At 42.1% G+C, this 18,894-nt stretch carries 14 protein-coding genes; all 14 read left to right on the plus strand.

Annotation, left to right across the window (positions count from 1 at the left end; translation table 11 throughout):
- Positions 1–303: 303 nt before the first annotated feature.
- The 14 genes from DESACI_RS04960 to galE all read left to right on the plus strand — a co-directional run bounded on the left by DESACI_RS04960 (position 304) and on the right by galE (position 18,587).
- On the plus strand, positions 304–1,815 hold the full coding sequence (locus DESACI_RS04960) for an IS5 family transposase (RefSeq protein ID WP_049804021.1): 1,512 nt from the start codon (positions 304–306) through the stop codon (positions 1,813–1,815).
- A gap of 161 nt (positions 1,816–1,976) precedes the next feature.
- The gene (locus DESACI_RS04965; RefSeq protein ID WP_014826075.1) at positions 1,977–3,002 is read left to right on the plus strand and encodes a substrate-binding domain-containing protein; all 1,026 of its coding nucleotides are present in this window, start codon (positions 1,977–1,979) and stop codon (positions 3,000–3,002) included.
- The gene (locus DESACI_RS04970) at positions 2,999–4,552 is read left to right on the plus strand and encodes a sensor histidine kinase (RefSeq protein ID WP_014826076.1); all 1,554 of its coding nucleotides are present in this window, start codon (positions 2,999–3,001) and stop codon (positions 4,550–4,552) included. Before DESACI_RS04965 ends, DESACI_RS04970 begins: the two co-directional genes overlap by 4 nt.
- On the plus strand, positions 4,545–6,155 hold the full coding sequence (locus DESACI_RS04975) for a response regulator (RefSeq protein ID WP_014826077.1): 1,611 nt from the start codon (positions 4,545–4,547) through the stop codon (positions 6,153–6,155). The genes DESACI_RS04970 and DESACI_RS04975 overlap by 8 nt, the downstream gene beginning before the upstream one ends.
- Entirely contained in the window at positions 6,142–7,200 is a 1,059-nt protein-coding gene (locus DESACI_RS04980; protein WP_041276283.1) for a sugar ABC transporter substrate-binding protein, read from the plus strand. The genes DESACI_RS04975 and DESACI_RS04980 overlap by 14 nt, the downstream gene beginning before the upstream one ends.
- A 385-nt stretch (positions 7,201–7,585) precedes the next feature.
- Positions 7,586–8,734: a sugar ABC transporter substrate-binding protein gene (locus tag DESACI_RS04985; protein WP_014826079.1), complete on the plus strand. Its 1,149-nt coding sequence runs from the start codon at positions 7,586–7,588 to the stop codon at positions 8,732–8,734.
- A gap of 119 nt (positions 8,735–8,853) precedes the next feature.
- Positions 8,854–10,353 carry an ATP-binding cassette domain-containing protein gene (locus DESACI_RS04990; protein ID WP_041276284.1) on the plus strand — a complete coding sequence of 500 codons (1,500 nt, stop codon included), beginning with the start codon at positions 8,854–8,856 and terminating at the stop codon, positions 10,351–10,353.
- Entirely contained in the window at positions 10,350–11,573 is a 1,224-nt protein-coding gene (locus DESACI_RS04995; RefSeq protein WP_014826081.1) for a sugar ABC transporter permease, read from the plus strand. Before DESACI_RS04990 ends, DESACI_RS04995 begins: the two co-directional genes overlap by 4 nt.
- Positions 11,574–11,749: 176 nt before the next feature.
- On the plus strand, positions 11,750–12,721 hold the full coding sequence (locus DESACI_RS05000; RefSeq protein WP_014826082.1) for an ROK family glucokinase: 972 nt from the start codon (positions 11,750–11,752) through the stop codon (positions 12,719–12,721).
- A gap of 283 nt (positions 12,722–13,004) precedes the next feature.
- Positions 13,005–14,327, plus strand: a complete 1,323-nt coding sequence (gene xylA / locus DESACI_RS05005) for a xylose isomerase (protein WP_014826083.1) — start codon at positions 13,005–13,007, stop codon at positions 14,325–14,327.
- A gap of 8 nt (positions 14,328–14,335) precedes the next feature.
- Positions 14,336–15,529 carry an ROK family transcriptional regulator gene (locus DESACI_RS05010; protein WP_014826084.1) on the plus strand — a complete coding sequence of 398 codons (1,194 nt, stop codon included), beginning with the start codon at positions 14,336–14,338 and terminating at the stop codon, positions 15,527–15,529.
- A 4-nt stretch (positions 15,530–15,533) separates the two neighbouring features.
- Positions 15,534–17,039: a xylulokinase gene (xylB, locus tag DESACI_RS05015; RefSeq protein ID WP_014826085.1), complete on the plus strand. Its 1,506-nt coding sequence runs from the start codon at positions 15,534–15,536 to the stop codon at positions 17,037–17,039.
- Positions 17,040–17,326: 287 nt separating this feature from the next.
- Positions 17,327–17,524 carry a GHMP family kinase ATP-binding protein gene (locus DESACI_RS05020; RefSeq protein WP_041275970.1) on the plus strand — a complete coding sequence of 66 codons (198 nt, stop codon included), beginning with the start codon at positions 17,327–17,329 and terminating at the stop codon, positions 17,522–17,524.
- A 76-nt stretch (positions 17,525–17,600) separates the two neighbouring features.
- Positions 17,601–18,587: a UDP-glucose 4-epimerase GalE gene (galE, locus tag DESACI_RS05025; RefSeq protein WP_014826086.1), complete on the plus strand. Its 987-nt coding sequence runs from the start codon at positions 17,601–17,603 to the stop codon at positions 18,585–18,587.
- Positions 18,588–18,894: the final 307 nt, after the last annotated feature.

The raw sequence follows: 18,894 nt of genomic DNA on the forward strand, positions 1-18,894 counted from the left end.
GGATGGGCAGACATACCGCTGAGCAGCAAAACGACTTATGGTTCAAACTTACTGAATAGACCTTGTTCTAAGAGAGGTGGGGCCGTGTTGAAACTGATGTTTCTCGCGGTCCTTCAATAGGTTTCCGAGGCTTATCTTTTTTTTATCCGATTTTAAAGGTCTGATTTATAGTTAATATTAATTAGGGATTACTGAATAACCTCGAAACCTGCATGGGAGTAGGAACTAAGGCCATTTTCGTGGTATAATAAAGCAAGATAAAGGATGAATATGGTCGAAAAACCTTGCAGATGGGGGACGAAAATGTACCGAAAACCTACAGGTCAAATTAGCTTACTCGAAGACTTCAGATTTTTTGCAGGCGGCAAACTTGATGCGAATAACCGTTGGGTCAAGATGGCCGATTTGATTCCCTGGAACGTTGTTGAAGAGCGATATGCTTCTCATTTCCCAAAGCATACTGGAAATGTTGCGAAACCAGTTCGTGTCGCATTGGGTGCCCTCATCATCAAAGAAAAGTGTGGATTTTCCGACGAAGAAACCGTCCAACAAATCATGGAAAACCCCTATTTGCAATACTTCATCGGGCTGGAGGAATTTCAAACCACTCCACCGTTCGATTCATCGAGTATGGTCCATTTTCGGAAACGCCTCGACGCTAAGGTAATTGCTGAACTGAACGAAGCCTTATGTAAGGGAGAAACAAAGACGGAAACTGAAGATCATAAAGATCAAAACACTCCCCCACCAAGTTCAGGTTGTACAGACGACAATCGTCGTGAAGATCAAGCAAGCAGTGAGCAACCACCCCAACAAAACCACGGAAAACTCATTTTGGATGCCACATGCACCCCGGCCGATGTGAAATATCCCACGGATTTTTCTCTACTAAATGACGCACGGGAAAAGTTAGAGGCCATGGTGGACACCTTGCATGAGAATCAAATAGGGAAAGAGCTCAAGCCAAGAACCTATCGACAAAAGGCACGTAAACTCTATCTGAAGTTAGAAAAGAATCGGAAACCCAGAAGTCGTGAAATCCGCAAGGCCATTCGGAAACAGCTGAGCTTCGTTACAAGAGACCTTCAGATCGTCTTGAAACTATCAGCCAAGTACCCAGAAGGACTCAGTAAACGGCAGCAAAAAGACTTAGAAACCATACAAACACTCTTTGAACAGCAAAAAACCATGTATGACAAACGAGTCCACACTATAGAAGAGCGTATCGTGAGCATTAGCCAACCGCATGTTCGCCCGATTGTGAGGGGTAAAAAAACAGCAGCCACAGAATTTGGAGCGAAAGTTGCCATAAGTATCGTCAACGGATTTGCTTGGATCGAGAAGTTGAGTTGGGAAGCCTTTAATGAGGGCACCACCCTGATTGATTCGGTAGAAACCTATAAGGAGCGCCATGGAAACTATCCTGAATCCGTGATTGCCGATAAAATATATCGGAACCGAGACAACCTGCAGTACTGCAAGTTACATGGCATTCGGCTTAACGGGCCCAAACTAGGTCGACCCTCGAAGGATAAAAAAGAGCATTTAGAACAAAGGCGGCTAGAGAAACAAGAGGCAGGCCTAAGAAATGCAGTCGAGGCGAAATTCGGTGAAGGAAAACGTCGTTATGGACTAGGTCGAATAATGGTACGTCTCAAAGAAACGAGTGAGACGGTCATTGGCTTACAGTTCATCATCATGAACCTGGGGAAGCGCCTCCGGGATCTTTTGTACCTTTTTTGGGAAACGCCTTTTTTCGAGTTGGGAGATTTTGTTTGTTGCCTAGAAACTAAAAATATGGGGACTGTTCAGTAATCCCTAATTAAAATTTAATGGTGGACATGCTTTCTAAAGAGAGACATAATAAAAAAGACTAAGTTGAATTTTATGACTAAAAAGGAACTTCTGAATATCACTTCTTGAGGTAGTTATTATCGGGATGTCCGTTGCATCGGCAAAGCAAAAGGGAGAATGTTATGAGACGATTTATCAAAGGTCTGTTTAAGGGGCATGCCAATGGTTTTATTTATGGGATTATAATGAGTTTGTTTTTTGCCAATATCATCCTTCTGAGCATGCATTGGCAAAATACGGGTTCTAAAAATGCAGTTCTTCCCCGCTATCATTTTTACGCTATCTTTCCAGGAAGCAATGATCCCTTTTGGGCTGATGTGAAACAGGGCATAGTGCAGGCGGCAGCCTCCTCGAAGGTAGCGATTGAGTTCAATCAGTTAAATCCGGGAGACAATGTCGGTACTTTGGACTATCTTAACATCGCCAGGCTTTCCCAGGTTGATGGAATTATTACTCAGGGCTCCGGTGATTCTCAGATCGAGCAAGCGATAAATGAAGCGGTTGAAGCAGGAATTCCCGTTGTTACATTAGAGACCGATGCCAAGAACAGTAAACGGCAGGCCTTTATCGGCGCCAATAGTTACCTGATCGGAGAACAGGCGGCCAAATTAGTGATTCAAGGAACCCGCGGCAGAGCTCGAGTGGCGGTCATTATGAGCGGAAATGCCCAAACGGATACCGCAGCTCAAAATAGTATGCTTAATGGATTTTTGACGACCTTAAGAGATGCGCCAGATGCCCAAATGGTTAAGATTTATACTGCAAATCCCGGGATTCTCAATACGGAGGAGATAGCCCAAACGATTCTTCGGCAGAAAAACATCAATGCTATCTATAGCGTGGATCCTCTGTTTTCAGTTGGTGTGGCTCAGACCGTTATCAATGACAATGAGGTCGGAAGATTAACCATCGTTGGTTATGGTATATCGCCGGAAATTGAAAGCTATATTCAGCGAGGTGTTATTTACGGTATCGTTGCCGGCAATCCGTTAACGATCGGATCCGACAGCATTAAGGCCTTGCTAGAACTGAAAGAAAAGAATCACACTTCATCCGTGATTGATACCGGCATAACAATTGTAAACAGGGATACGCTGGCTAATTACCAAAAGAAGTCAGCCGCGCTGACTACGGGTGACCAGACATGATTGACTTGCGAAAGTACTTTCATCTGACCGGATTAAGAAGACAACTTGTTTTATTTGCCCTGGCTGTTGTTATTATTTTAGCCTCCAGCTCCATCTACTCCTATTACAATGCTGGCTTAATCAATCGACAAGCTAATAATATTTTTCAAGACTATGAATACGTAAATAATCTGAATGCGGCTATTATCAACGTGGAAGGAGATCTGGAGGATTATCTGGCGACGCAATCATCATACTCTTTGATGAACTATTACAGTGCGAATAACAAGCTGCAGGCCCTTATGGAACAGAGAAAGTTTAATGTGGGTACCGATGAGCGGAGTCTGCAGCTGGAAGATGTTCATAACATGACGGAAGCTTTCCTCAAGGAGGCAGATACTGCGGTTTATGCCCGTCGTGGAAATATGATAACCGTGGGCTTGAACCATCTGGCCCAGAGTAAGCAGATAGGGGATTATATTCATAAGGTAATGAATAATCTCGTGGATAATACCTTAAAAGATGAAACCCAGAAATACCAAAAAATGAAAAAGAATACTCAAGTCAGTATGTTGTTTGGAACAGGTTTTATTCTCTTCGCTCTGGGACTTAGTATAATTCTCATCTTAGTTTTTACCTACCGGATTACGAGACCTGTGGTGGAATTAGCTGAGGCGGCCCAACGAATTGCTCATGAGGATTTTGATGTTAAGCTGAAAGAAGATACTCCCAATAATGAAATTGGGATTCTGACGAAAACGTTCAATCAAATGGTAGTAAGCCTGCGGAATTATATTACAAATATGCAGCAAAAGGCCGAGACGGAAAACCGCCTGAAAGAAACGGAGATGCATAACCTGCGCATGAAGTCTTTGCTCAGAGATGCCGAGTACAAAGCCTTGCAGGCCCAAATTAACCCGCACTTCTTTTTCAATACCTTAAACCATGCCGCTCAATTAGCCATGTTGGAGGAAGCAGAAGAGACGTACAGTTTTATACACCAAGCTTCGGCACTTTTTCGCTATAGCCTTAAAGGCGGAGAAAATCCGGTAACCCTTAAGGATGAGGTGGAAAATGTCTCAACTTACGCCAATATTATTAAGGCCCGTTTTAAAGACAGAATCAAATTTGAATTTGAGATCGATGAGGGCGTTTTGAATCAGCCCGTTCCAGTGTTAATCATGCAGCCGTTGGTCGAGAACGCTTTTATTCACGGAATGGAACACATAACTTATCAGGGGCTGCTCAAAGTGCGTGTTTACCAGGAAGAAGGGCTGACTAAGGTTGAGGTGATCGACAATGGGGAAGGTATTTCCGAAAAAAGACTGGAAGACCTGCGCAAAGGTGCGCCCGAGCGAGAGGATGGCCTTAACCAAACAGGAATCGGACTTCATAATGTCAGGCAGCGTCTGGAGATTTTTTATGGAGAAAATCAGGGAGTACAACTGCTGGAGATAGAGTCAAGAATCGGATGGGGAACCGTAGTTCGTCTAAACCTGCCTCAAGATCGAGGATCGAGATCTGAGGGAATGGAATATATATCGGACCTGGGGAGGGAAAGAGATGCATAAGATACTTGTGGTTGATGATGAACCTATTGTCTTGGACTCGATTCGCTTCATCATTGATCGCTATCTGCCTAATACCTGCTTAGTGGAAGGGGCTTTTTTGGGCTCGGAAGCCATCGAGAAATCAGAAACCTTTAAACCGGATTTGATCTTTATGGATATTCGCATGCCGGGCTTGGATGGAATGGAAGCGATTCGGGAAATTCGTTCCCGCCACAAAGATATGATTTTTGTAATCATAACTGCCTATGACCATTTTAATTATGCCCGAGAGGCCCTTCAGTTAAATGTTTTGGATTATCTTGTGAAGCCTATTCTTAAAGAACGGGTTTTGGAGGTATTAACTAAAGCATTTGGCCTCTTGGAAGAAAAACTCCAGGCGGTCCGGCGGACGGTGGCTATGAAAGAGAAGTTCACCAAGCTGTCCGTACACTTGGAAAACGAATTCCTTTATTCACTCCTCCTGGGCAATCAAGTCGCTTCGGATCTGGTATTTTATGAAGAAACGTTTGCCATGAATCTGAAACGGGGATATTTGTTTTTGCTCCAGCTAGGGGCAGATAATGATAAAGGGAATGACCCTGTCGAGGTTTCCATACACCGGCATGCTCTTTTCCATGCATTTAGACTTTCTCTGAAGAGCCGCATTTCTTGTTTAGTTGGGGGCGCCACTTTGAATCGTATTGTCGCTTTCATTCCCGTTTCCGAAGGCACAGACGAATATGCTCTGCGCAACCGGGCTATCGAACTGGCGGAAGCAGTCAAGTCGGAACTTAAGGCCGCAGGGCCTTTATCCTATATGATAGGGATAGGACGTGCCTATTCTCTGAGCGATTTTTTAAAGGGGGTTGAAGAGGCGGAGCGTGCGGTCCAAAGCGGCGCACTCCAAGGCCAGCAAGGAGAGGAAATCTATCACATAAGCGATACCTTGCCTTTTCTTAAAACCGCTGCTTATTATCCGATACAGAAAGAGCGGCTGCTCATTGAAAGGGTAATGCTTGGGGATAGTCCCGGGGTTCAAGAGCTATACAAGGAACTTTTTGATAAAGGGCAAACGACTCAGGAAATGACAGGTTATAAGCAGCGTTTGAGCGAATTTGCCGTTGTCCTGACACGTACGCTGTCTTATCAGGGACTGTTTGAGTCCGAAAGGGAAGAACAACTTTTTACGAGCCTTAAGCATGACGACCCACATCTTATTTATAACGAATTTGGCAGCAGATTGGCGGCAATAACTCAGAAGCTAAAGAAAATACAACAGGAGAAGATGGCTAAGGCTTCCTTGCGTATAGTTCAATACATGGAAAAGAATTATTCATCCGAGCTTAAACTGGATGAAGCTGCTAAAATGATGAATATGAGTTATCACTATTTCAGCAAGTTTTTTAAACAAAGTACGGGACAAACGTTTACAGATTACCTAGCTGGCATAAGAATCCAACAGGCCCAGAAACAGCTTCTCACTTCCAGGAACAGCGTTAAAGAGATCGGCAGTTTTGTGGGTTATAAAGATCCTAATTATTTCAGCAAAATATTCAAAAAGTTAACGGGTCTAACTCCGTCAGAGTACCGGGAGTTAAGCGGTGGAGGAAATGATGCGCCTTAAGAAGGACTACTTCATTTATATTGTTTTGGTTATCCTGATAACTTTAACAGGATTCAATGTTTATGGGGTCTGGTGGAATAACACACCCCCTAATGTTGCCAAACCGCAAACGGAAAAGCCAAAGATTAAGATCGGAATCTCGTTAGGGACGCTGAAGGAAGAACGTTGGGTGCATGACCGGGATATTTTGGAGGCAAAGGCCAAAGAGGCTGGGGCTGAAGTATATGTCCAAAATGCCAACAACGATGATACGGATCAGCTTGATCAAGTGAAATATCTTATCGATAAAGGGATTAAAGTCCTGATTCTTGTACCCAATGATATGGAAAAGGCTGCGGAAATTGTCCAAATGGCTCACAAAGCAGGCGTTAAAGTGATTTCCTATGACCGTTTGGTTCTCAATGCAGGGGTAGACCTTTATCTTTCTTTCGATAACAGAGAGATTGGAAGGCTCATGGCCAAAGCCATCCTGGCTGCCCAGCCTACAGGAAACTATGTTATTCTTAATGGTGCGGCCAACGATAATAACTCCCTGCAAATAAAAGACGGTTATGATAGTGTGTTTAGCCAGAGCGAGAAGGAAGGTAAAATAAAGATCCTGACGGAGTATTTTACTCCGGATTGGCTGGCGGAATCAGCTTATAAAAAGATTGACAACCTTTTGCAGGCCAATAAGAATATTCAAGCCGTCTTGGCAGGAGACGACAGTCTAGCCGGAGCGGCGATTGAAGCTCTATCCGAATACCGTTTGGCCGGCAAGGTTGAGGTGGTTGGACAGGACGCAGATCTGGCCGCCTGCCGGCGCCTTGTCCAGGGGACTCAGTTGATGACGGTTTATAAACCCATCGATAAGCTGGCAGCTCTTGCGATTAGAATGGCTTTGAAAATGGCCAATAACCAATCTCTCGGTGTTTATGATAAGGTGTCGGACGGTAAGTACCTCGTGCCATATCAATATATTACTCCCATCGCAGTTAATCGGTCCAACCTGGATGACACTGTGCTCAAAGACGGCTACCAAAACCGAGAGGATGTTTATCGTTGATTTAGATAATGAATACGGAAAAGTCTATTGGCGCGTTCGCCCAGAGAATTTCCTTAAGTTAAAGACTTAGGTTAAATATGACCAGTAAATCGCAAAAATTTACTGGTCATATTTTTAAAAATTTTGACAAATCTGTTCTGTATACAAAAAAATTAACCAGAGGCAAAAGGACTCTCTTCACGAATATTAAAAATAAACAAATGAATCAAACTTAGACTCGTACTGTATAAAAAATATTTAAAGGAGGCCGAAATAATCTCCCCGTTATAATAATAAATATTAGAGAAACGTTAAAGGGAGGGAAGTTCCCTGCCGGGGGGAGACCGTTCAGGTGTAAAAGGCAGGACCCAAACGAATTTAACAAAACTATAGGGGGAAAGTAAAAGTGAAAAGAAATTTAAAAACAAGTCTTCTATCAGGTTTAGTTATTTTCGCAACTGTAGCATTGGCAGGTTGCGGAAATAGCGCAAGTACAAATAGTGCAGCTCCAAACAACTCGAACGCCAGCAGCCCAAGCACAAAGGCAAGTGTTGGTATTGTTCTGCCAACCAAGGCTGAATCAAGATGGCCAATGGCACAAAAAGAATTTGAACAAGCAGTACCAGGCGCAACAATTCTGTACAGCAACGGTGATACAGCTACTGAAAAAACTAACGTTGAAAGTCTTATATCCAAGGGCGTTAAAGTTATTGTTATCTGCCCGCAAGATGCCACAGCAGCCGCGGCTGAAGTTAACGAAGCACATGCTAAAGGCATCCAAGTTGTTTCTTACGACAGACTTATCATGAATACACCCAATGTTAATTATTACGTAACCTTTGACAGCGTAGCTGTTGGTGCAGCTCAAGCTAAATATTTAGTCGATAATGCTAAAGGTACGGGGAATCATCTGTATTTGTATGCCGGTGCTCTTTCTGATAACAATGCCTTCCTGTTCTTCCAAGGTGCTTGGAGCGTTCTTCAACCAAAAATTGCTGATGGCACGTTCGAAATTGAAAACTCAAGTGTTGCAAATTCCTTGAAGAATACAGCAACACTTTCACATGATCAATTAGCTCAAATTATTGGTCAAATCACAACAAACTGGGATCCAGCAACTGCCAAAACATTAGCACAAGCTAATCTGGCAAAAGCAACAGCTGCTCAAAAAGGTGCTTGTTACGTTCTTGCTCCAAATGATGACACGTCACGTTCTATCACAGATACATTCAGAGCCGATAAAGCAGTTACCCAAATTTACTCAACAGGTCAAGACTTCACCCAAGCTTCACTGCAATACATTTTAGATGGCAAACAAAGCATGACAGTTTGGAAATCAGATAAAGTCCTCGTTGACGATGTAAAACAAATCGTTGATGCAATTCAAAATAATGCAAAGCCATCAGTTATCGTAACAACCTACAATAATGGCAAGGCTGATGTTCCTTCAACAAAAGCTCCTTTAACGATTGTTACCAAAGATAATGCTGAAAGCACTATCAATTCTTCAGGAATGTATACTGTATCAAACGGTAAGGTCAGCCCTGTAAAATAATCGACAGAAAATCATAACACATAAGAATTTATTAGGGTAGGATACCGCAGGCTATCTTACCCTTTTAAATTTCATTTAGGAGGAGTAATCTTTTGAAAAATATTGATTATATTCTTGAAATGGATAATATAGGGAAAGAATTTCCTGGTGTTAAAGCACTAGATGGTGTCAACTTCAAAGTTAAACGTGGCGAAATTCATTGTTTAGTCGGTGAAAATGGCGCAGGAAAATCAACATTGATGAAGATTCTCTCCGGTGTTTATCCAGCAGGTACATTTAGCGGAAAAGTTATTTTAAATTCTGAAGAACAACATTATAAAAACATTTCGGATAGTGAAAAAGCAGGGATCTCTATAATATACCAGGAACTTGCTTTAATACCAGAACTTACAATTTACGAAAACATCTTTTTTGGACATGAACTAAAAAAGGGTCAGTTTATTGATTGGAACGAAACCATTGTTCAAGCAAAAGAAATGCTTAAAAAAATCCGCGTCAATATCAACCCGGAAACTAAAGTCAAAGATGTAGGCGTGGGAGTTCAACAACTGGTCGAAATAGGAAAATCCTTAAGTAAAAATGTTAAGCTCTTGATTTTGGACGAACCCACGGCAGCGCTTAGTGAAGTTGATTGTGATAATTTATTGCAGATTTTAAGGGATTTAAAGGAACAAGGCGTTACTTGTATCATGATTTCTCATAAATTAAGAGAAGTTATCTCAATCGCAGATACGATCACCGTATTAAGAGATGGAAAGACAATTGTGTCAATTGATGCTACCGAACGCAAAGTTGAGGAAAGCGAAATCATTAAGCATATGGTTGGCAGGGAGATAGAAGATATTTATCCTAAAAGGAAAGACCTTAAGTTCGGAGATATATGTTTCGAATTAAAAAATTGGACTGCCTTTGATCCGAGCAAAGGCAATGAAATACTTCACAATATTGATTTTCATGTCTATCAGGGGGAGATTGTTGGCATTGCCGGACTTATGGGTGCGGGACGCACCGAAATGGCTCTCAGCATTTTTGGCAATCCCAAGCATTATGATTTAAAAGGTGATTTATACCTTAATGGAATCAAAAAGAATTTAAACTCTCCCGAGAAAGCTATTAAAGAAAAAATAGCCTATGTCACCGAGGATAGAAAAGTCAATGGTCTTGTGTTAATTCAGGATATAAAATTTAACACAACCCTCGCTAATCTAAAACAGTTATTAAAAGGCTTCTTTATTGATGAACATGAAGAAGTAAATGTCGCCAATAAGTTATTTAACGAAGTTGAAATGAAAGCTCGGTCTATCGAGCAAATTGTGGGGACATTATCCGGTGGTAATCAACAGAAAGTTTCATTGGCAAAATGGCTGTTTTCCGCCCCAAACTTGTTGATTTTAGACGAGCCGACTCGTGGTATCGACGTTGGAGCTAAGTTTGAAATATACACAATCATGAATGAACTTGTTAAAAGAGGCATGAGCATTATCATGATCTCTTCGGAATTGCCGGAAATATTGGGCATGAGCGATAGGATTTATGTTATGTCTGATGGTAATATAACCGGTGTTATAGACGCTAAAGATGCGACAGAGGAAAAAATTATGGAAATGGCTACGGCGTGAAAACATTAACTGAATCATCAAGCGATAGAGGCGGAAAGGGGTTAATTATGAACGAGTTAAGTAAAATTTTCAGAAATAACATACGTGAATATGGTATGTTTATCGCTTTAGGTGTAATATTTATTTTATTTACAGTCCTAACAGGCGGTACCTTCATTTCTCCTAATAACATATCAAATTTGATAAATCAAACAGGTTATATAGCGGTTTTAGCTGCCGGTATGACCCTTGTCATCATTATTCGTCATATTGACTTATCGGTTGGTTTTCTTGCTGGGTTTTTAGGGGCCATTGCTGCACTGCTAATGACAAGTTATAATATCCCGGCTATTCTCGCCATCATTATTATCCTGGCTTTAGGTGGGGTTATTGGTTTACTTTACGGCGTGTTGGTTGCTAAACTGGGGATCCCGTCATTTGTTGTAACTCTTGCAGGTATGATATCTTTCCACGGGTTACTCTTATTTGCCACCCAATCTGGCGGGACTATTAATATCACTGATAAGTTCTTCAATGAAATAGGAAACGGATTCATACCAAGTTTCGGCACAATCGCCGGATTCGACGTCTCGAGTGTCATGATTGGTCTCGTTGGTATAATATTATTTATTTACTTTCAGATTAAAGAGCGCAACACTAAGAAAAGATATCATTTTGAGGTTCTGCCAATTCCGTTCTTTATTGCAAAACTTGTTTTAATTTCGGCCATGATTTCAGCATTAATACTTGTTTTGGCAATAAACAGCGGTATTTCCTGGACTCTTGTTATTGTGGCAGTTGTTATTTTCATATTCTCGACAATATTGAACAAAACGGCACTGGGCCGTCATATTTATGGTATTGGCGGTAATCCTGAAGCAGCTGAACTTTCTGGTGTTAGTGTTGCCAAAGTTACAATCTATGTCTTTATTATTATGGAAGTTTTAACAGCTCTTGCAGGAATACTTTTTGCTTCCAGAATGCAAAGCGCTTCACCAACAGGTGGTACAGGATTTGAGCTTCTGGCAATCGCTGGAGCATTTATCGGCGGATGCTCTGCCAGCGGCGGAGTTGGTAAAGTTTCAGGATCACTGATAGGTGCTTTAGTTATGGCATCCCTAACCAACGGTATGGATTTAATGGGACTTGGAAGTTCTGTTCAATATGTAATACAAGGCCTGATCTTAGTTTTAGCTGTTGTATTTGACATTATGACTCGCAAATCACGTTCAAATGGCTAATAATTTGGAGGTAGCAGATGGCAGTGCCTTCTCCTATGATTTCATGTCTTCGATGAGTGTCGGCTAGGCAATTCAAAAAATATAGTTCCTTTGAATTGCGGAATTCCGAAGCGGGACAGAAATAAATTGGATTCATACAAATTTACGGAATGGAAAAGCTGCGAGGAGATGTTGATATGAAATCCGTGATTATGGGGATTGATTTGGGCGGAACTTCAATTAAGTTAGGGCTAGTCAATATCTCAGGACAAATTGTCCAAAGTTTAGAATGGCCTACTCCCAAAAATAAGAGCTATCATGAAGTGATCGCAGCTTTTGAACGGATGTCTGAACAACTCTTACGAGAAAGCAGCTATAGTTGGCGAGACATCTTGGGCGTAGGCATAGGCATACCAGGTTTTCTGGATTTTTCCACAGGTTCTGTTTTTGAGGTTGTTAATCTTGGTTGGCATCAGGTGCCTTTAAAAGAAGAATTGGAACGGATATGGGATGTCCCCGTACTGCTGGAAAATGACGCTAATGCAGCGGCTTTGGGAGAAATGTGGACTGGGGCCGGCAAAGGGGCTTCGCATATAATTTGTTTAACAATAGGTACTGGAATCGGCGGGGGCGTTATAATTAATGGCGACATTTATCACGGAGCTAACGGAAGCGCGGGAGAGATTGGCCATATTACTGTAAAAGAACAGGGCGGGAGACCCTGTAATTGCGGAAAAAAGGGCTGCTTGGAAACTGAAGCTTCCGCCACAGCTATCGTTCTGAAAACCTTGGAACAGGTGAAGGGAGCTTCAGGGCTCTTAAAAGAAGAATATGCCAAGCAAGGGAATAGCATTACCGCAAAATCAGTTGTAGAACTTGCTAAGCTGGGAGACCCAACATGTCAGACAATCATTGCGGATGCTGGAACAGTTTTGGGGAAGGCTTTGGCCAATATGTGTTATTTGCTTAATCCTGAGTTGATTGTTATTGGCGGGGGAATTTCCTACGCTGGAGAAATTCTGTTTAAGCCCCTAACGGAATCCTTTCGCAACTTTGCCTTACCAAGAGTTCGGGAAAACACCTCTATTGTACAGGCTAAATTAGGAAATCAGGCCGGGATTGTTGGTGCCGCCTCATTGATCCATCATTATGATCTACTAGAATCATGACGGCAGCAAAATTACTTTGTTAGATCCTGTTTATTGATAGAAAGCAGAACTAACTCCAAAAACCCTATCTCGTCTTTATTTGTTGAGATAGGGTTTTTTGTATAACGACAATATCACAACTAAAACGAATTGAATGGATTGTAGCTTATCTTTTACCTATCACAAAGTTATTGATAACTTTATAAATGCACTTTATAAAATAGATTGAAAAAGTTAACTCATAAGTTTATAATTTAAAGCAGATTATTTGACTGAAAATTAAAACAGGAGAGGCGAAAATAGGATGAGTGAAATTTTCAAAGGAATTCCTCGAATTCATTATGAAGGACCTGACTCTAATAACCCCTTAGCGTTCAAGTACTATAACCCAACTGAAATACTTGGCGATAAGACAATGGAAGAACATTTGCGCTTTTCAGCAGCCTTTTGGCATACGTTTAATGCTGCCGGAGCTGATCCCTTTGGTGATGGCACTATTTCTCGCCCCTGGGATAAATACGTTGACCCCATGGATAAAGCAAAATCAAGAATGACAGGTGCTTTTGAATTCTTTGAAAAATTAGGTGTGCCTTTTTTCTGCTTTCATGACAGGGATATAGCACCCGAGGGGGAGAATTTGTCCCAGACCAATCGGAATTTTGATGTAATTGCCTTATATGTAAAAGAATTAATGCAGACTTCCCATGTTAAACTTCTTTGGGGTACTGCTAACCTTTTCAGCCATCCGCGCTATGTGCACGGTGCGGCAACGTCATCCAATGCTGATGTTTTTGCTTACGCAGCAGCCCAGGTTAAGAAAGCGATGGAAGTAACTAAAGAATTAGACGGTCAGAACTATGTATTTTGGGGTGGACGTGAGGGCTATGAGACCTTGCTCAACACAGATATGGGATTAGAATTGGATAACTTAGCCAGGTTTTTTCATATGGCTGTAGATTACGCCAAGAAGATTGGGTTTACAGGACAGCTCCTGATAGAACCAAAACCCAAAGAGCCGACAAAGCACCAATATGACTTTGATGTCGCGTCAGTTTTGGCGTTTCTGCGCAAGTATGGCTTAGAAAAGGACTTTAAGGTGAATATTGAAGCAAACCATGCAACGTTAGCGGGGCATACTTTCCAACATGAGCTGCATTATGCTCGTATTAACGGAAGTTTAGGCAGTGTCGATGCTAATCAAGGTGACGAACTGTTGGGCTGGGATACAGATCAGTTTCCCACGAACCTTTACACAACAACGTTGGCTATGTATGAAATCCTAAAAAATGGCGGGCTGCACAAGGGTGGACTAAATTTCGATGCAAAAGTCAGAAGAGCTTCATTTACCGCTGAAAATATATTCCAAGCGCATATCGCTGGGATGGACGCCTTTGCCCTTGGCTTAAAAGCTGCCTATAAGCTTCTCAAGAACAGAGCATTGGAAAACGTTATCGAAGAAAGGTATTGCAGTTACACCTATGGGATTGGTCAAAAGATCTGTGAAGGCAGAATTGGTTTTTCGGAATTAGAAGAGTATGCCTTAGCAAACTCAGTTAAGAACCAATCTGGATGCCAAGAAGTTCTGGAATCAATTCTCAATCGTTATATTATTCAAGCTCAAAACTAAGCTAGTAAGTGGTGATAACAATTTTTTCGTTTGGTAATATTGGACACGACACAATTAAAGATTCAACCGCAAAACGAATCCTGAAACTTTTGTACACTGAGAGACAGTTAACCAAGCAAGAAATAGCTCAACAGTTAGGGTTGAGTATACCCACGGTAATTAGTAATGTAAATGAACTAATCGAGGAGGGGTTATTAGAAGAGGCTGGAGTTGCCGGGTCTACCGGTGGACGAAAACCGGTTATTATTCGATGTAAACCCAAAGCGCGCTATTCTTTTGGAGTTGATATTAACCCGACGGAAGGCAGAGTAATTTTAACGGATCTCGATAACAGAATTTTGGCCGACGAGCGCTTTTCTATTGCTGAGGTATGTAAAGACAGTTATATTGTGCGACAGGTTTTTAAAATCACTCAAGATATGATTTGTAAGAATAATCTATCTTTAGAAAAAGTGCTGGGTGTAGGATTTTCCCTGCCCGGAACCGTTGATGAGGAAAAAATGTTGTTGCTGAACGCTCCTAATCTAGGTATTACCAACGTTAGTTTCAAAAACTTTAGCGAAATACTTAGTATGCCTGTTTATATAGAAAATGAGGCTAATGCTGCAGCTTTTGCCGAATCATCGCTTGAAGCAGTAAAGAACATAAATAATCTCGTGTATATTTCAATCACAAAAGGTATCGGAACCGGAATCGTCATTAAAGGTTCTTTATATAAGGGCACTTTTAAGCGTGCCGGTGAATTCGGACATATGACAATTGTCGCAAATGGCAAACCTTGTAATTGTGGCAGAGAAGGATGTTGGGAAGTCTACGCTTCAGAAAGGGGCCTATTAGATTTATATCAGGAGTTAAACGGGGAAATAGTGCCTGGTATTTCTGCGATATTTGAAAAGATCAGGCGCAAAGAAGCATCTGCGCTAGAGGTATTCGATAAATATCTTGATTATTTGGCAATCGGAATTCAAAACATTATTCTCTTTTTAGATCCCGATTATCTTATTCTAGGTGGAAATATTACTACCTATAAAGACTTATATTTTGAAGATTTGCTTAACAGAGTTTTTAAACCGGATAGCTTATTTAAAACTAATGAGACAAAAATTTCTTTCTCGAAGCTTGAGGAAGATGCTTCAATTTTAGGTGCGTCATTACTTCCGTTACTGTCATTTTTCAATGATGAAAGGATTAAAGTGAGGTGAGATCGTGGCATATTTAATGGGGATAGATGTTGGAACTTCCTGTGTGAAAGTTATTCTTGCGCAAGATAGTGGCAAGATAGTTGTATCAACTAATATCGAATATCCGCTGCTGCAACCCAGAGAAGGGTGGGCAGAACAGGATCCCCAGCAATGGTGGCTGGCGACCGTGTCGGCAATTAAGAAAATTCTAAGCACGAGCGGGATTGATGGCAATGAGATTAAAGCAATCGGCCTTTCCGGGCAAATGCACGGGGCTGTCCTCTTGGATGAAAATTACCAAGTCTTGCGACCGGCAATACTTTGGTGCGATCAGAGAACAGGCGCTGAATGCGATTGGATAAACGAGATGATCGGTGCTGAAAAACTTGTTGCTTGGACCGGTAATCATGCTCTGCCCGGATTCACGGCACCAAAGCTTCTTTGGTTGCGAAAACATGAGCCGGAAATTTATTCGCGTGTCAGACATGTACTTTTGCCCAAAGATTATATCCGTTATTGTTTAACGGGAGAATTGGCCACCGAGGTTTCGGACGCATCCGGTACACTTCTCTTAGATGTTTCCAAGCGAGACTGGTCAAAGCAAATGCTTAGCGCCTTAGAGCTGTCAGAGGATTGGTTTCCCCGTGTCGTTGAATCTGCAGTAATCAGCGGGCAGGTCTGCAAGTCGGCTGCTTTAGCAACATCTTTGCGAGAAGGAACACCCGTTGCAGGGGGTGGCGGAGACCAAGCGGCCGGCGCCGTTGGTTCAGGAATTGTGGAAGAAGGCTTATTTTCCGTTGCCTTGGGGACTTCAGGAGTGGTGTTTGCAGCGACGAATCAATTAACTGTCAATAGTGATAGTAGTTTACATGCCTTCTGCCATGCAGTTCCTGATAAATGGCATCTAATGGGGGTTATGCTTTCCGCGGGAGCTTCGTTACAATGGTTCCGGAACAAACTGGCACCAGGGGATTCTTACGATGTATTAACGGAAAAAGCGGCTGAGGTAAAACCTGGTGGAGAAGGCCTCTTATTTTTACCGTATCTCATGGGAGAAAGGACACCTTATCCTGACCCGTCAGCTCGAGGGGCGTTTATTGGCTTGAATCTCCGTCATCACAAGGGTCATCTGGCACGTGCCGTGTTGGAAGGGGTTTCCTTTGGACTGCGTGATTCATTGGAGCTAATACGAAGTTCAGGAATAACAGCCCAAGAGGTTCGTGTATCCGGTGGAGGGGCACAAAGTTCTTTATGGAGGCAAATCCTTGCTGACGTTTTTAATATACCTGTAACGGTAGTTAATAGCAGTGAAGGGCCTGCATTCGGGGCATTACTCTTAGCTGGTACGGGTGTAGGAATTTATTCTTCTGTAGAGGAGGCGTGCCGAACGACAATTAAGGTCGTTAATAAGTGTGAGCCGATTGCTTCCAACGTAACAGTATATGAACAAATGTATGATATTTATAATTCTCTCTATCTTAGATTAAGGGATACAATGCACGGCTTAACAGAATTAGCAAATTGTCCTTGAGATACGAAGGAATTTAGGAACTGCTAAATCGCAGCTAGACTATAAAAAATGATCGTCTAGGTGAGCGGGACTATCACTAACCAGGTAGGTTATCTTCAAGTAGAGTTTGTCAAAGACTGAAGCTTTCAGTCGCGGTGAGAGATTTAGTGATGATAAAGGCTTGACGGATGGAAAATCGTCAAGCCTTTCAAAGTATAAAGTATATCCAATTCTCAGCGGGTATGTTCTGCCAGTCGCTTTACCTATGAGATCTGGGCAGCGGTACGAAACAGTCAAGGCGGTAAGTTTTGGCGTTTCCATATGTTTTCCAAGTAAGATTTGAGTTTAAGCCGATAGGAGTCGGGTTGTCTTCCTCAGCCTCTATTGTAATGGTAAGGGTCGTTGCAGTAAACTATAATGAGGGATTCGAATATTTTTTTGGGGAGTTGACACGTTTGGCGCAGCGGGAGAAAAATGAATTTGTTGACGTCAACGTGGCATCATAGATCAGTTTGTTTCAAGCAAAGCCTTAGAAGCGGGGCGCCTTAAGGAATTTAGGAACTATGAAGGAGGCCATAGAGAATGGCAATATTGGTAACTGGCGGAGCAGGCTATATCGGAAGCCATACTGTTGTTGAATTTTTGGCAAAAGGTGAAGAGGTTATTGTTCTCGATAATCTTCAGAAGGGACATCGTGAGGCTGTCAAGAGCGGGATGTTTTATGAAGGGGATATTCGGGATGATCAACTCCTCACTAAGGTGTTTTCCGAACATAACGTTGAAGCTGTGATCCACTTTGCGGCCGATTCTTTAGTAGGGGAAAGTGTGGAAAATCCCCTAAAGTATTATGATAACAATGTTATTACTGCTCAAAATCTTTTGGCGGGAATGGTGAAACACGGAGTTAAGAATATTGTCTTTTCTTCTACTGCGGCTACTTACGGAGAGCCGGAATCTATTCCTATTAGGGAAACGGATCGTAAAGAACCCACTAATCCCTATGGTGAGACAAAATTAGCCATTGAAAAGATGTTAAAATGGTGTGATCACGCCTATGGGCTTAAGCATGTCGCGTTAAGATATTTTAATGCGGCCGGTGCTCATATCGACGGACAGATTGGAGAAGATCATCAACCGGAAAGTCATTTAATCCCTATTATTTTACAAGTGGCCTTGGGGCAGCGAGAACAACTGGCTGTTTTTGGAGATGATTATCCCACGGTCGATGGAACCTGTGTCCGTGACTATATTCATGTTACCGATTTAGCCAATGCTCATTGGTTAGCTCTGCAAAAACTCAGAAGCACAGGGGAGAGCGCTGTATATAATTTAGGCAATGGGGAGGGCTTTTCCGTAAAACAGGTGGTGGAGAAAGCCCGGGAAGTAACGGGCCATCCAATTCCGGTAAAAATTGCTCCGCGTCGAGCGGGAGATCCCGCTGTACTTATTGCTTCTTCGGAAAGGGCTCAGCGAGAGTTGGGCTGGAAGCCGCAATATAACGGCCTGGGACAGATCATTCAAACTGCTTGGAATTGGCATAGCAATCATCCTAAGGGGTATGCAAAATGAAGTTGAAAAGCTTGCCATGCTGCAAAGGAAGCAGCTTTAGATGGGAATAAATTAGAACAATAATAGGGCAGCAACAAATGAATTCTGTTGTTGTCCTATTTATAGTTTCGAACCTTGACGATCTCTCTATAATCAGTGACTACCTGTGACCTTGGCAAGAACATAAAGTACAATGCCTATTCAGGGCAGTAGATACTATTTAAGAAGGATTTATTAAATAATCAGATAAAACACATATCATGTTGAAGGAGAATAGCGACGATAAGGCGAATTAAATGATATCTTTAAAGAAATAAACAGACGGGGG

It is taken from the genome of Desulfosporosinus acidiphilus SJ4 (assembly GCF_000255115.2).
Lineage (GTDB): Bacteria > Bacillota > Desulfitobacteriia > Desulfitobacteriales > Desulfitobacteriaceae > Desulfosporosinus > Desulfosporosinus acidiphilus.

Excerpts from the sequence above, each read along its gene's own strand:
- DESACI_RS04960 (WP_049804021.1), top strand. The coding sequence starts at position 304 with ATGTACCGAAAACCTACAGGTCAAATTAGCTTACTCGAAGACTTCAGA.
- DESACI_RS04965 (WP_014826075.1), top strand. The coding sequence starts at position 1,977 with ATGAGACGATTTATCAAAGGTCTGTTTAAGGGGCATGCCAATGGTTTT.
- DESACI_RS04970 (WP_014826076.1), top strand. The coding sequence starts at position 2,999 with ATGATTGACTTGCGAAAGTACTTTCATCTGACCGGATTAAGAAGACAA.
- DESACI_RS04975 (WP_014826077.1), top strand. The coding sequence starts at position 4,545 with ATGCATAAGATACTTGTGGTTGATGATGAACCTATTGTCTTGGACTCG.
- DESACI_RS04980 (WP_041276283.1), top strand. The coding sequence starts at position 6,142 with ATGATGCGCCTTAAGAAGGACTACTTCATTTATATTGTTTTGGTTATC.
- DESACI_RS04990 (WP_041276284.1), top strand. The coding sequence starts at position 8,854 with ATGGATAATATAGGGAAAGAATTTCCTGGTGTTAAAGCACTAGATGGT.
- DESACI_RS05000 (WP_014826082.1), top strand. The coding sequence starts at position 11,750 with ATGAAATCCGTGATTATGGGGATTGATTTGGGCGGAACTTCAATTAAG.
- xylA (WP_014826083.1), top strand. The coding sequence starts at position 13,005 with ATGAGTGAAATTTTCAAAGGAATTCCTCGAATTCATTATGAAGGACCT.
- galE (WP_014826086.1), top strand. The coding sequence starts at position 17,601 with ATGGCAATATTGGTAACTGGCGGAGCAGGCTATATCGGAAGCCATACT.